Raw genomic sequence first — 13,788 nt, 5'->3', positions numbered from 1 at the left:
AATTAACATGTAGTAAAAGACGAAAAGGGGTTATTATGAAAATTTTATTTATTGGAGATGTTGTCGGTTCTCCTGGAAGAAATATGATCAAAAATTATACAGCTAAGCTGAAGAAACAATATAAACCAGCCATCACGATTATTAATGGTGAAAATGCAGCATCAGGCAAAGGAATAACTGAAAAGATTTATAAGGGATTTCTTGATGCAGGGGCTCAAGCGGTTACGTTAGGTAATCATACATGGGATAATCGTGAAATCTTTGAATTCATTGAAGGTGCAAAAAATTTAGTAAGGCCAGCTAATTATCCTCCAGGTGTTCCTGGTCAGGGATACACCTTTGTTAAATATAATGATATTGAGGTTGCTGTGATTAATTTGATGGGAAGAACATTTTTACCTGCAATGGATTGCCCGTTTCAAAAGGCTGATGAACTTATTGATATCGTTTCGGAACGGACGCCATTTATTTTCGTTGATTTTCATGCAGAAGCAACAAGTGAGAAGCAAGCAATGGGCTGGTATCTTGATGGTCGCGTCAGTGCAGTTGTTGGAACACATACGCATGTACAAACGTCGGATGAACGAATTCTACCAAAAGGTACGGCATATTTAACAGATGTAGGAATGACTGGACCATATGATGGTATTCTTGGGGTTGAAAAGGAAGCTGTACTTCATAAATTTCTAACGAACCTACCAGTTCGGTTTGAAGTTGCTGAGGGTCGTGAACAATTAAGTGCAGTTTTAGTAGAGCTTGACTCAAAAACAGGGAAAGCCAAAACAATTAAGCGGATTCTAATAAATGATGATCATCCATTTTATGAATAAGTTGTTTCAATGATATTTATCATTTTTATTTAAAAAATTAGGCATATAGGTGGATTTGCTGAAATAAGATGAAATAGAATCACATCTTGTACGATTGGTAAGGGACCAATTGGACTGTTGCATTGCATGAGGACAATTGTAATCATGGACAACCTACACACTTCGTTAATAGAGGAGGTACAAGAAATGGAAGTCTTAAAAGTTTCAGCAAAATCCACCCCAAACTCTGTTGCCGGTGCACTTGCGGGAGTCATCCGCGAACGAGGAGCTGCAGAAATTCAAGCAATTGGTGCAGGAGCCCTCAATCAATCAATCAAAGCGATTGCAATTGCTCGAGGTTTTGTAGCCCCAAGTGGAATTGAATTGGTTTGTATTCCTGCCTTTACAGACATCGTCATCGATGGGGAAGAACGCACAGCGATGAAGTTGATTGTCGAACCAAGATAAGAGCTTTTAAAAATTAATTGTAGCAAAGGTACTTTATCTTAATGTTATTCCGATTTCATCAACCCCGTTATCATTGATAACGGGGTTGATTTATGTTGAACTGAGTTCTCATTTGAAAGAAAATTAGTAGATAAAAAAAGTGTAATAGCGATTTACAGGAATGCCCTTCCTTCTTGTCCACATGATTGGCAAACAAGTTTCATTGAGTTTAAGCCAAATACCACGTATAATGGATTAGGATTGTTTTATTGATAGGTTTAAAAGGATTGGAAGGAGCTTTAACATGAATGAAGATCAACGTCTTGGACGTGTAGGAAATACAAACGAAAACATTGATGAACCTTCATCTAAAGATAAAAAGGCTAAAAAAGACTATAGCAAATACTTTGATTTCTCAAATGTCAAAGTTATTTCTGAAGAAGGAAATAAAAAAGTCATTCGAGTTGAAGGTCGCGATATTTCGATATTAGAGCAGCCTGATTATAAGCAGGGTAAGCGTCGTGGAAAAGAAGATGTACAAGTTATCAGACCTGATAGCATCGTCCCTGATTCTATGAGAACGATTGGAGCAGGAAAAAAGTTTCTTATCCGGACATATGGGTGTCAAATGAATACCCATGATTCTGAGAATATGGCTGGTCTTTTACTTGAAATGGGTTTTGAGACAACAGAAGAAACGAATGATGCCGATGTCATTTTGTTAAATACATGTGCGATTCGTGAAAATGCTGAAAATAAAGTATTTGGTGAAATTGGTCATCTTAAACCATTGAAGCTCGAAAAGCCTGAATTGATTATTGGTGTATGTGGATGCATGTCCCAAGAGGAAAATGTCGTTAACCGCATTATGCAAAAACATAATCATATTGACCTTATTTTTGGTACTCATAATATCCACCGTCTTCCAGAGCTTTTAAATGACGCGATATTAGGGAAAGAAATGGTGATTGAGGTTTGGTCTAAAGAAGGCGATATTGTTGAGAATATGCCCCGTTCACGTCAAGGTAAAACATTAGCATGGGTAAATATTATGTATGGCTGTGATAAGTTCTGTACGTACTGTATCGTTCCTTATACACGTGGGAAAGAGCGAAGCAGACGTCCAGAGGATATTATTGCTGAAGTGAGAGATTTGGCTCGACAAGGCTACAAAGAGATTACGCTACTTGGACAAAATGTGAATGCATATGGAAAGGACTTTACTGATCTTGACTATGGACTGGGCCAATTGATGGATGAGATCCATAAGATTGATATTCCAAGAGTCCGATTCACTACGAGTCACCCACGTGACTTTGACGATCACCTTATTTCCGTTCTATCAAAAGGCGGAAATCTTGTTGAGCATATCCATTTACCTGTTCAACATGGTAGTTCAGAGATTCTTAAATTAATGGCACGTAAATACACAAGAGAATCATATATTGAGCTTGCCCATAAGATCAAAATGGCAATCCCAAATGCATCATTTACAACGGATATCATTGTCGGCTTCCCTAATGAAACGGAAGAACAATTTGAAGAAACACTTTCGCTTATGCGTGAAATAGAATTTGATAGTGCCTATACGTATCTTTATTCACCGAGAGAGGGAACTCCTGCTGCGAAGATGGAAGACAATGTTCCTCTAGAAGTGAAGAAAGAACGTTTATCTAGATTGAACGCCCTTGTTAATGAAATCTCAGCAAAGAAAAATTTAGACTATCAAGATCAGGTCGTCGAGGTATTAGTTGAAGGTGAAAGTAAGAAAAATCCAGAAGTACTAGCTGGTCGTACTAGAACAAACCGCATGGTTAACTTTAAAGCACCTAAGTCGGTAATTGGTACGATTGTCTATGTAAAAGTAACAGAAGCGAAAACATGGTCACTAAATGGTGAAATGGTTGAAATGGCGGAGGTAAAATAATGACATATACACGTGAAGATATTCGTGAAAAAGCAAAGGATTTAGCAAAAATGATCGCGGAAACAGAAGAGGTTGATTTCTTCAAGCGTGCCGAAAAGCAAATTAATGAACATCTTAAAGTGCAGGAATTAATCGCTCAAATTAAGAAACTGCAAAAAGAAGCTGTTAATCCTCAACATTATGGAAAATCAGAAGCACTAAAAGAAATCGATGCAAAAATTGATGAACTTCATCAGGAAATTGATCAAATTCCACTTGTACAGGAATTTAAGAGAAGTCAAGTTGAGGTAAATGAGTTACTGCAAATGGTCTCTAATACGATTTCAAGAGCGGTAACAGAGCAAATCATTACATCAATGGGTGGAGATTTGTTAAAAGGAACGACAACTAAAAACCCTTATTTTGACGGTGGTTGTTAATCAAAAAACGTTTCGCATTAAATGCGAAACGTTTTTTTTCATCGTTTCGTGTACTAAACTACTCGATTTCAACATATCGTTGTACAGATAAAGCTTTGCTATCATCTTAAATTTCTTTCGCACATTGGTCATTCGCCCTGCATAGGATGAAAGTGAAGCAATTTGGCGGAGCGAATTAGGCAGAAGCCGACACGAGCGACCGACAACTCGATATGATATGAGAAAGAGGAGGGTTTAGTTTCATGTCTCACAAAGAAAATGGTAACTATCGTGAAATTATTACAAAAGCGGTATGTGGAAAAGGTCGTAAGTTTTCCGAAGCAGTTCATACGATTAGCCCTTCACACAGACCGTCAAGTATTCTTGGCTGCTGGATTATTAATCACAAGTACAGTGCTGAGAAGAAGGGTGACAATGTCATTGTCCAAGGTAGCTACGATATTAACGTCTGGTTCTCATTTAATAAAAATACAAAAACCGACGTTGCTACTCAAACCGTTACTTACACAGATGCAATCCCTTTAACGATGAGAGATGACAATGTGCTATCAGATCAAATGGATGTTATAGCACGAGCAGTGCAACAGCCAAACACGCTTGAAGCAACAATCTCTGAAAACGGAGCAAATGTTGAAGTTCAAGTTGAACGTGAATTTGTTGTTGATTGCATCGGTGAAACAAAGGTGGCAGTCGCTGTAAATCCAGACGGAATTGTGGATGACTATCCAACAAATGATTACACTGATGAGGTTTCGGACGATGAATATGAGCGTCTTGACCCAAACTTCCTACATGGAGAGTTTGACAAGTAAGAGACGTAAGTGCAGGCCTGGAAAAAAGGCCTGCTCTTTTTTTATCTTGGCATACAGTGTTTGTTAAGTTGACCTAATCATTATTGATGTAATCCAACTCATTTGTCAGAGTCTGCTAATGCGAGTACTGTCCTCATTATGCTATAATGAACAAAGTGATTAACGTACGGTGGAGGATAAAGATGACACAGCAAACACAAACCCCAATGATGAAACAATACTTAGAAATTAAGGCACAGTATACAGATGCCTTTTTATTTTTTCGTCTCGGAGACTTTTATGAGATGTTCTTTGACGATGCAAAATTAGCAGCACAAGAATTAGAAATTACGTTAACTGGCAGGGGACAAGGGGAAGATCGAATTCCGATGTGTGGGGTCCCTTACCATTCGGCAGATACGTATATGTCTAGATTGATCGAAAAAGGCTACAAGATTGCATTATGCGAACAAGTTGAGAACCCCAAGCATGCGAAAGGTGTTGTAAAACGAGAGGTCGTTAAACTTCTCACACCAGGAACCGTTATGGACGGGAATATCATCAAGGAAAAAGAGAACAATTATCTTCTTGCTTTGACGATGTTTGATGATCGTTCATATGGTCTTGCACGCACGGATTTAACTACAGGTGAGTGTGCAGTAACGCTACTCATTGGTGAAATTGAAGAAGTTATTCACGAGATCGCTAACTCAGGAGCGAAAGAACTTGTTGTCGCTTCTACACTCGATAAGACTTGCCTAGAGCAAATTGAACAGAGACAGCTTGTGACGATTTCATATGAGGATGAAACAACGGTTGATACTAATTATGCTCATCTATGTGAAAGCTTGCAATCTGATCAACTAGTACAAAGCTTTGCGAGATTAGTAAATTATCTTGTTCGCTCACAAAAGAGATCATTAACCCATTTACAGAAGGTTACCTATTATTCTAGTGATTCTTTCTTGAAAATGGACTCACATACAAAGCGAAACCTTGAGTTAACTGAGTCATTAAGGGAAAAGAAAAAAGCGGGTTCTCTTCTAGCTGTTATTGATCAAACAGTAACAGCAATGGGTGGACGCTTAGTGAAAAAATGGATTGATCGTCCATTGTTAGACCAGTCATTAATTGAAGATAGACTGTCAGTTGTCACTTCATTTACAGAAAACTTTTTTGGGCGAGAAGAATTAAGAGATGAGCTTAGACATGTCTACGATTTGGAGCGCTTGGCTGGTCGAATTGCCTACGGAAGTGTCAATGCAAGAGAACTCGTGCAGCTAAAGCGATCGTTGCAGCAAATTCCTTCCATTCAAGCACGTTGTCAGGAAATCGTTCCAATGAAGACCGACAGCTGGTTTAAGGAAGAGGAAAGAATGGAAGAGTTTCTCGATCTTCTTGAGCGAAGCCTAGTAGACGATCCGCCTATTTCCGTGACGGATGGTGGGATGATTAAGGAAGGCTACAATGCGGAACTCGATACGTTTCGTGATGCTAGTCGAAACGGGAAAAAGTGGATAGCAGAGCTTGAACAAAAGGAGAAGCTTGAAACAGGGATTAAAACGCTGAAAATTGGCTATAACCGCGTATTTGGCTATTACATTGAAGTAACAAGAGCTAATGTACATCTATTACCTGAAGGACGATATGAGCGAAAACAAACATTAACAAATGCTGAACGATATATAACAGAAGAATTAAAAGAAAAAGAATCACTTATTTTAGAAGCTGAAGAAAAAATGGAGCTACTAGAATACGAGCTCTTTGTTGAAGTAAGAGAGGAAGCGAAACGCTATTTAACATATATTCAGGGGCTTGCACATTCAATAAGTGAAATCGATGTTCTTGCTGGTTTTGCGAAAGTTAGTGAAGACCAGCGCTATGTGCGTCCAACCTTTTCAAACGATCGGACGATTCATATAAAAGAAGGACGGCACCCAGTTGTTGAGACCGTTATTAAAAAGGGACAATATGTTGCAAATGATGTGTTAATGAAACAAGGCAGAGATATGCTGCTAATTACTGGACCGAACATGGCAGGTAAGAGCACATACATGCGACAACTGGCTCTAATTGCAGTAATGGCTCAGGTTGGCTGCTATGTGCCGGCAAGTGAGGTTGAACTCCCGATATTTGACCAAGTGTTTACAAGGATAGGAGCAGCGGATGACCTTGCAAGTGGGCAAAGCACGTTCATGGTAGAAATGCTAGAAACCCGTTATGCATTAACGAAAGCAACGGAAAATAGTCTGATTTTACTTGATGAGATTGGTCGAGGAACATCAACCTATGATGGGATGGCACTCGCTCAGGCAATTATTGAATATATTCATGATACGATTCGAGCGAAGACATTATTTTCAACTCACTATCATGAATTGACACAGCTTGATCAAAGCCTAGTTGATTTACAAAATGTTCATGTCTCAGCTGTTGAGGAGAATGGCAAGGTAGTGTTTTTGCACAAGGTTGTTGATGGACAAGCTGATCGTAGCTATGGTATTTATGTTGCCGAACTTGCTGAACTTCCAGAAGCAGTGACAAAGAGAGCTGATGCCCTTCTTAAGGAATTAGAGTCATCAAGTTTCTCAACTAAGACACAAGTCAAAGAGGAACCAGCTCCTGGCTTACAGCTGACATTGTTTGAAGAAGAGCAGCCACAATTGAAAAAGAAAGAGAAGAAGGGACATGCTGCTGCAGACAAGATTGCGGATAAGCTGCTAGAAAAGGATGTCCTTCATATGACACCAATTGAAGCCATTCAGTTTGTGAATGAGCTTCAGCGTTTATTAAAGTAGAGGAGGGGTTCGATGACAAAGATTATTAAGCTAGATGATGCCCTATCGAATAAGATTGCAGCCGGAGAAGTTGTCGAACGGCCTGCCTCGATCGTAAAAGAGCTAGTAGAGAATGCAATTGATGCCGGAAGCACGACCATTTTAGTTGAGATAGAAGAAGGTGGGTTATCCCAGATCCGTGTGGTAGATAATGGAGAAGGAATGGTTGAAGAAGATGTTGAAACAGCTTTTTTTCGGCATGCGACAAGTAAGATCAAATCTGATCGCGACCTGTTCCATATCTCAACGTTAGGGTTTCGAGGGGAAGCCCTTCCGAGTATCGCATCCGTTTCCTATGTGACATTGACTACGGCAACAGGTGATGGCAAAGGCACAGAGATTGTTATCCATGGTGGCAAAGTAATCGAAAAAAAGGCCGCACATGCTCGTAAAGGAACAGAAATTGTTGTTACTAACCTTTTTTACAATACTCCAGCTCGCTTAAAGTATGTCAAAACCGTCCATACTGAAGCTGGTAATATAAGTGATATTATTAATCGCCTGGCAATGGCACATCCTGAGGTTTCGTTTGAATACTATCATGATAGCAAAGAGGTCTTAAAAACAGCAGGCAACGGCGACCTAGCACAAGTGGTTGCATCTATTTATGGGCGGAATGTTGCAAAGCATATGGTCGAGATTGAGGGAACATCTCTTGATTATCAAATTAGTGGATTGATGGCAAAGCCTGAGATTACCCGAGCCTCACGACAATATATGTCTTTGTTTGTAAATGGCAGATATATCCGTAATTATTCATTAGCAAGGGCAGTTCAAGAAGGATTTCATACCTTATTACCAATCGGTCGTTACCCTATTGGGGTCATGTCGATTACAATGGATCCTCAGCTAATAGATGTCAATGTTCACCCAGCGAAATTAGAGGTGAGATTAAGTAAAGAAGAAGAGTTGGCACAGTTAATTACAAGTTCAATCAAACAGGCTTTCAAAAAAGAAACGTTAATTCCTGAAGCAGACCCGAAAAAACAGACGCTGTTCAACTCAAAAAGAGATGAACAAATTAGCTTTAGCTTTGAAGAACCGAAAAAGCACGCTGCTTTTCAGGTTAAGGAGCATAGAGAATTCGAGCAGGAATCTGTTGAATCACTCATTGATTTTACTCCGGTTCAAGAACAACCAGAGGCTAAAAAGACAGGAGAAAAACAGAGTCCACTTGAGGAAACGATTGAACAATCTGAACATGTCGAACAGCCTAACGAAACAGAAAGAGTACCAACCCTCTATCCAATTGGCCAAATGCACGGAACTTATATTGTGGCCCACAATGAAACAGGGATGTATATTATTGACCAGCATGCTGCTCAGGAACGAATTAAATATGAGTTCTTTCGAGAAAAAGTAGCTGAGGTTCAACCTCATGTGCAGGAGCTTCTAGTCCCGATTACGTTTGAATTTACTTCTCAGGAAATGGGTATTATCAGCGAGCATATTGATCAATTAGAAGCAGTTGGGGTCTTTTTGGAACCCTTTGGACACCAAGCGTTTATTGTTAGGTCCCATCCTAATTGGCTTCCAAAGGGACATGAGGAAGAAACCATTCAAGAAATTATTTATTATTTGCTTGCACATCGCAGAATTGATTTAGCTAAGCTTAGGGAAGAGGCTGCAATTATGATGTCATGTAAAGCATCTATCAAAGCGAATCGACATCTGCGTCAGGATGAAATGTTTGCTCTATTGGAATCGTTACGCCAAAGTAGTGATCCTTTTACATGTCCACATGGAAGACCAATCATTGTCCACTTCTCAACGTATTCATTAGAAAAAATGTTTAAACGAGTCATGTAAACAGGGGAGATAATACGGATGATTGTTACAACAGCAAGAAAACATGCTGAGGTCCTTTTAGAGAAAGCGACGAAATTTAGTACCCTTCTTAATGCAAAGTTAGTTGTAAGAAGTGAGATGTCAATTGAAGAAATGATTACCTTTTTTCAAGAGGACCTGCTTGTTGTTGGTAAGGGGAAGGTTACTCTGTATCCATTAGGTGGAGGCGCACCATTCTTTTACCATCCTAACTCAGCGATGTTTCGGGTTAAACAATTTTTAAAGACTGGTTATGATCCCTTAATAGAAACAGCTGGATTAAGACAGGGGATGAGTTTTCTCGATTGCACCTTAGGTCTTGCCTCAGATGCTCTTGTTGCTAAGATAGCGGTTGGAAGCTCGGGATTAGTAACAGGACTTGAGGCGAGTCCGACCCTAGCTTTACTTGTTTCGAATGGGTTACAATCATGGTCCGATGGAGATACACAAATGCTTCAAGCTATGAAAGAAATTAACGTCCTCCACCAAAATCATTTAGAATATTTACAAAATGCAGCAAAGGACAGCTATGATGTCGTTTATTTTGATCCGATGTTTGAATTCCATCTCTCTTCCTCTAAAGGGATAAGTGGATTAAAAAATTTTGCTGCACATGATGATTTGACAGAGGAAGTCATTTCCCATGCAAAACGAGTAGCGAGAAATCGAGTTGTGATCAAGGATCATTATCAAAGTACTCGGTTTAAACGATTTGGATTTACTGTCATTTCACGTCAGCATTCTGCGTTTCATTATGGATTTATTGAACAGATAGGTTTGAATAATTAATAATCGGGAGAAGATGATGAAAGAAAAACTAATCGTGATTGTTGGACCAACAGCAGTAGGTAAGACAGCACTAAGCATTGAGCTCGCAAAAAGGTATGCTGGCGAAATTATTAGTGGAGACTCTATGCAAGTGTATAAAGGAATGGATATCGGCACGGCTAAAGTAACTGAAGCTGAGCAACAGGGTATAACACATCACCTAATCGATATTAAAGACCCAACTGAAGCATTTTCCGTCGCTGAATTCCAGGAACTAGTTCTCCCTTTAATCACGAAGCTTAATGAGGAAGGAAAGGTTCCCATCCTAGTAGGTGGAACAGGGCTTTATGTTAATGCGATTACGAAGCAGTATCAGCTAGAGGCATTACCGACAGACGAAACATATCGTAGTGAGCTAGAACAGCTCGTCGAAACAAAAGGAAAAATCGAAGTACATAATCAACTCAAACTTGTTGATCCCGAGTCAGCTGATAAGATTCACCCTAACAATATTAGGCGTGTGATCCGTGCCCTTGAAGTAACACGTGCAACAGGAATTGCTTTTTCGAAACAACCTAAACAAGAAGAGACACAAAGCCCTTATGATCTTGCTTTTGTTGGGTTAACGATGTCTCGTGAACAGCTCTATGAGCGAATTAATTTACGTGTTGATCTTATGGTGAAACAAGGACTTTTAGACGAGGTACGAGCTCTCTATGAGCGAGAAGTTCGGGACTGCCAATCCGTCCAAGCGATTGGATATAAAGAGCTGTATGGGTATTTTGATGGCTCTGTCTCTCTGGAAGAAGCAATTGATTCACTAAAACAAAATTCCAGACGATACGCTAAGCGCCAGCTTACATGGTTCCGAAATAAAACCGATGCAGCATGGTTCGACACATCTAAAGGTCTAGATTCACATCTTTTTACAGAAATCTGTAGTTTTATTGAAGGAGAAATCACTTCAATCGCGAATTAAAGAGATAGTCAATTAGAGGAGGAATACTGAATGAAACAACAGCCGATCAATATCCAAGATCAATTTCTAAATCAATTACGTAAAGACAACATTTCTGTAACTGTATTCTTAACGAATGGATTTCAAATTCGAGGCTATATTAAAGGGTTTGATAATTTCACCGTTATTTTAGAAACTGAAGGAAAGCAACAACTTGTATTCAAACATGCAATTTCAACTTTTGCTCCACAGAAAAATGTTCAGCTGAAATCTGAAACAGAGGAATAATATGAAGAAAACGCTATGGACAGTCATAGCGTTTTTTTTGTAGGGTGAAGCTGTTCTTTTTCTTGCTTAGTTAGGAATTCAATTGTTTGTAAATAACGCTTTATTGATAGTGGGGAGGTATAGCCGATTTGGACGATTAAGTCGTCAATTGAGTCTCCCGCGAGTAATCTTCGGAGTACAAAAGTATTCCTAAAGTTTTGAGCAGAAATCCCTTTCCTCAGTTCCGCCCTTTTGACTTCAAGTCTTATCATTTTTTGAATAGCGATGATCGACATCCGCTTTGGGGCATCATCTTCATATGACCAATGGAAGGTTTTACGTTGAAAATCAAAAGCAATTAGAAATGGCTCACTACTATGATAGCGTGGTCGGACAGGTGCTGGGATCCTTTGATAGTACGTATATGCAAGATCCTTATCATCTTCTGTTAAATGAATGATTCTGACTTGCTCTATCGTATCAAGAAGAACGAGCTGATTATGTTCAAACTTCACCTGATTCATTGATAGCTGTTGAACTTCCTGCAATGTTAAACCATAACTTAGACATAACCGAACAATCAACTGATTACGCTCCCTATAAAAAGGGAAGGTTTCAATTTGTTGATCTGAGAAACCCTTTAAGGAATTCATTGTCATTAAGAGCTTTTGTTCTTCAGCTAGGGTGATCCACTCTGAAGAAAGTAGCGGTCTGGGTTTGAGAATGGGTGGCTCTAAAGTCAAAATAGTTCTCAGTTCACTTTTGCCATAGGATTTCTGAAATCTTGCGAGCTGTTTAAGTACGCTATGTATCCGCCTGGTCGTACGAATATGATAATTTCTTTCATTACTAAGATGGGAGAAGAAACGTTCTAAGTCTTCCTCGCTCACTTGCCAACTATCAATCTTTTGTTGCTTGAGCCAAGCTTGAAAATCGTGTATGTCATACATATAGCGTTTAATAGTTGAGTCTTTTCTTCCCTTTGAGGCAAGATGATTAAGATAGTCTTCTACAAAGTCTGGGAATGAAAATATCATCGTATCACCTTCCTTATCGTATCAATAATCTATCTTGTAACTATAGGGTAATAGGTACATTCCTCTCATGTATATTAGAGGCCGCTGAAAAAGGTAAGGTTTTCACCTTTTTTAATGGCCTTGTATATTGTGAGAGAAGATTCTAATTAAATTATAGTGATTATAATGAGGAATGAATAGTATTAAATTCCATAATCCGACTAAAATGAGTGTTTACTCTTCTCTTGGTTTTGAAAGAGGATGAATGAAAAAATTAATTAAAGAAGGTTATACGTAATGAGTATTGTACTTGCATTGCTTGCAGCTTTATTTGCGGCGTTAACAGGGATTCTAGCGAAAGTGGGAATCGAAAATGTTAATTCAAATTTGGCGACAGCCGTCCGGACAATTGTTGTGCTAGTAATGGCCTTTATCGTTGTTATAGTAACGAAACAACTTGGTGGAATTGAAACGATAACAGGCAAGGCCTTTTTATTTATCGTTTTATCAGGTTTTGCCACTGGGATCTCGTGGCTATTTTTCTTTAAGGCTTTAGCAATAGGGGATGTTTCGAAGGTGGTCCCAATTGATAAATCTAGTGTCGTGTTAACGATTCTCCTCTCATTTCTCGTACTAGGGGAACCAGCAGCTCCTTTGGTTATACTAGGAGGAGCCTTAATTACAATCGGGACCTTTGTGTTAATCGGGAAAAATGATGAAAAGAAACGATTTACTGGGTCTCAGGGATTTGTTATCTATGCGATACTTGGGGCAGTGTTTGCAGCGTTAACCTCTATTTTAGCTAAAATAGGAATCGAAGAAGTCGATTCAAACCTTGCTACGTTTATACGAACGATCGTCATTCTTGTCTTTGCCTGGGTTATTGTTTGGTTTCAAGGCACATTTAAGGATTTAAAACAGATTACCCAAAAGGGATATTTGTTTTTGATTTTATCAGGTGTCGCAACAGGATTATCGTGGTTATGCTATTTTGCCGCACTTGCTATAGGGAAAGTATCCATTGTTGCCCCAATTGATAAGTTCAGTGTAGTTCTCACGATGGTTTTAGGAATTATCTTTCTAAAAGAGAAGGTGAAAAAAGAAACGGTAATTGGTGGAATCATTATAACTGCAGGAACGATTTTATTAATTATCTAGCTCCTTGTTCTGATTTAGAATGAGGGGTTTATTTGATTAAGTCTAGTGAAAAAAGATAGGCTGTAGTTTATTAAGAGAGAAAGAAGTTTATAAAGTTATATGCGAAATTAATACCTGTTTTGAATGATAGTGACCAGATGTTTTCAAAGCTAACTATCATTTCTTAAAATAACCCTAGCAAACTAAGTAAGGATATAATTGGAATTATACTTTTAAAGAATACTAGTTGTATTATTTATCTCAAAATGATATATTATTCTCTGTCGCCAAAACAAAGCGATATTGAACAAATAAATACTTTTAAAAAAGTCTTGCATAGTATAAAATATTATGTTAAGATAATAATCTAGCCGTTGAGAGATGCGGCGAACGAGTTCTTTGAAAACTGAACAAAAGCCAAGCGAAATAGAGATACATGATATCTCGTCAATTTAGACTTTATTAAAAGTCAGCAACAAGTATTGAGCTATTTAAACTCAACAATTTTATGGAGAGTTTGATCCTGGCTCAGGACGAACGCTGGCGGCGTGCCTAATACATGCAAGTCGAGCGGACTAATGGGAG

General features: G+C 38.8%; 12 protein-coding genes and 1 rRNA gene. 12 read left to right on the top strand and 1 reads right to left on the bottom strand.

The window, feature by feature from the left end:
• Positions 1-35: 35 nt before the first annotated feature.
• The 10 genes from J7W16_RS12550 to hfq all read left to right on the top strand — a co-directional run bounded on the left by J7W16_RS12550 (position 36) and on the right by hfq (position 11,071).
• Positions 36-830 (top strand): TIGR00282 family metallophosphoesterase, encoded by a 795-nt coding sequence (locus J7W16_RS12550; RefSeq protein ID WP_210597667.1) that lies wholly within the window; start codon positions 36-38, stop codon positions 828-830.
• 186 nt (positions 831-1,016) lie between these two features.
• Complete coding sequence (locus tag J7W16_RS12545) at positions 1,017-1,277, top strand: stage V sporulation protein S (protein WP_210597666.1); 261 nt, start codon at positions 1,017-1,019, stop codon at positions 1,275-1,277.
• A 283-nt stretch (positions 1,278-1,560) separates the two neighbouring features.
• Positions 1,561-3,183 (top strand): tRNA (N6-isopentenyl adenosine(37)-C2)-methylthiotransferase MiaB, encoded by a 1,623-nt coding sequence (miaB, locus tag J7W16_RS12540; RefSeq protein ID WP_210597665.1) that lies wholly within the window; start codon positions 1,561-1,563, stop codon positions 3,181-3,183.
• Positions 3,183-3,602, top strand: a complete 420-nt coding sequence (locus tag J7W16_RS12535; protein ID WP_246879999.1) for a YlbF/YmcA family competence regulator — start codon at positions 3,183-3,185, stop codon at positions 3,600-3,602. The genes miaB and J7W16_RS12535 overlap by 1 nt, the downstream gene beginning before the upstream one ends.
• A 242-nt stretch (positions 3,603-3,844) precedes the next feature.
• Positions 3,845-4,414, top strand: coding sequence for an outer spore coat protein CotE (locus tag J7W16_RS12530; protein WP_210597664.1), 570 nt, complete (start codon positions 3,845-3,847; stop codon positions 4,412-4,414).
• Between the two features lie 182 nt (positions 4,415-4,596).
• Positions 4,597-7,191 (top strand): DNA mismatch repair protein MutS, encoded by a 2,595-nt coding sequence (mutS, locus tag J7W16_RS12525; protein WP_210597663.1) that lies wholly within the window; start codon positions 4,597-4,599, stop codon positions 7,189-7,191.
• 12 nt (positions 7,192-7,203) lie between these two features.
• Positions 7,204-9,039, top strand: coding sequence for a DNA mismatch repair endonuclease MutL (gene mutL / locus J7W16_RS12520; RefSeq protein ID WP_210597662.1), 1,836 nt, complete (start codon positions 7,204-7,206; stop codon positions 9,037-9,039).
• An 18-nt stretch (positions 9,040-9,057) separates the two neighbouring features.
• Positions 9,058-9,846 (top strand): class I SAM-dependent methyltransferase, encoded by a 789-nt coding sequence (locus tag J7W16_RS12515; RefSeq protein ID WP_210597661.1) that lies wholly within the window; start codon positions 9,058-9,060, stop codon positions 9,844-9,846.
• Between the two features lie 16 nt (positions 9,847-9,862).
• Positions 9,863-10,804, top strand: a complete 942-nt coding sequence (miaA, locus tag J7W16_RS12510) for a tRNA (adenosine(37)-N6)-dimethylallyltransferase MiaA (protein ID WP_283246048.1) — start codon at positions 9,863-9,865, stop codon at positions 10,802-10,804.
• Positions 10,805-10,834: 30 nt separating this feature from the next.
• Positions 10,835-11,071 (top strand): RNA chaperone Hfq, encoded by a 237-nt coding sequence (gene hfq, locus J7W16_RS12505; protein WP_210597659.1) that lies wholly within the window; start codon positions 10,835-10,837, stop codon positions 11,069-11,071.
• Between the two features lie 23 nt (positions 11,072-11,094).
• Here the strand turns inward: hfq and J7W16_RS12500 are convergent, their stop codons facing one another.
• A complete protein-coding gene (locus tag J7W16_RS12500) occupies positions 11,095-12,087 on the bottom strand; it encodes a tyrosine-type recombinase/integrase (protein ID WP_210597658.1) in 993 nt (330 codons plus the stop codon).
• Positions 12,088-12,363: 276 nt separating this feature from the next.
• Here J7W16_RS12500 and J7W16_RS12495 point away from each other — a divergent pair, with 276 nt between their 5' ends.
• Together J7W16_RS12495 and J7W16_RS12490 are read left to right on the top strand one after the other, a co-directional pair.
• The gene (locus J7W16_RS12495) at positions 12,364-13,224 is read left to right on the top strand and encodes an EamA family transporter (RefSeq protein ID WP_210597657.1); all 861 of its coding nucleotides are present in this window, start codon (positions 12,364-12,366) and stop codon (positions 13,222-13,224) included.
• Positions 13,225-13,708: 484 nt separating this feature from the next.
• Positions 13,709-13,788: ribosomal RNA gene (locus tag J7W16_RS12490) — 16S ribosomal RNA — on the top strand; the annotation flags it as partial.

It is taken from the genome of Halalkalibacter suaedae (assembly GCF_017939705.1).
Taxonomy (GTDB): Bacteria; Bacillota; Bacilli; order Bacillales; family Bacillaceae_D; genus Halalkalibacter; species Halalkalibacter suaedae.
The sequence above is the reverse complement of the archived record's forward strand: the minus strand, read 5'-3'. Positions and strand labels throughout refer to the sequence as shown.

Excerpts from the sequence above, each read along its gene's own strand:
- mutL (WP_210597662.1), top strand. The coding sequence starts at position 7,204 with ATGACAAAGATTATTAAGCTAGATGATGCCCTATCGAATAAGATTGCA.
- miaB (WP_210597665.1), top strand. The coding sequence starts at position 1,561 with ATGAATGAAGATCAACGTCTTGGACGTGTAGGAAATACAAACGAAAAC.
- J7W16_RS12495 (WP_210597657.1), top strand. The coding sequence starts at position 12,364 with ATGAGTATTGTACTTGCATTGCTTGCAGCTTTATTTGCGGCGTTAACA.
- miaA (WP_283246048.1), top strand. The coding sequence starts at position 9,863 with ATGAAAGAAAAACTAATCGTGATTGTTGGACCAACAGCAGTAGGTAAG.
- J7W16_RS12515 (WP_210597661.1), top strand. The coding sequence starts at position 9,058 with ATGATTGTTACAACAGCAAGAAAACATGCTGAGGTCCTTTTAGAGAAA.
- hfq (WP_210597659.1), top strand. The coding sequence starts at position 10,835 with ATGAAACAACAGCCGATCAATATCCAAGATCAATTTCTAAATCAATTA.
- J7W16_RS12545 (WP_210597666.1), top strand. The coding sequence starts at position 1,017 with ATGGAAGTCTTAAAAGTTTCAGCAAAATCCACCCCAAACTCTGTTGCC.
- J7W16_RS12530 (WP_210597664.1), top strand. The coding sequence starts at position 3,845 with ATGTCTCACAAAGAAAATGGTAACTATCGTGAAATTATTACAAAAGCG.
- J7W16_RS12500 (WP_210597658.1), bottom strand. The coding sequence starts at position 12,087 with ATGATATTTTCATTCCCAGACTTTGTAGAAGACTATCTTAATCATCTT.
- J7W16_RS12535 (WP_246879999.1), top strand. The coding sequence starts at position 3,183 with ATGACATATACACGTGAAGATATTCGTGAAAAAGCAAAGGATTTAGCA.
- mutS (WP_210597663.1), top strand. The coding sequence starts at position 4,597 with ATGACACAGCAAACACAAACCCCAATGATGAAACAATACTTAGAAATT.
- J7W16_RS12550 (WP_210597667.1), top strand. The coding sequence starts at position 36 with ATGAAAATTTTATTTATTGGAGATGTTGTCGGTTCTCCTGGAAGAAAT.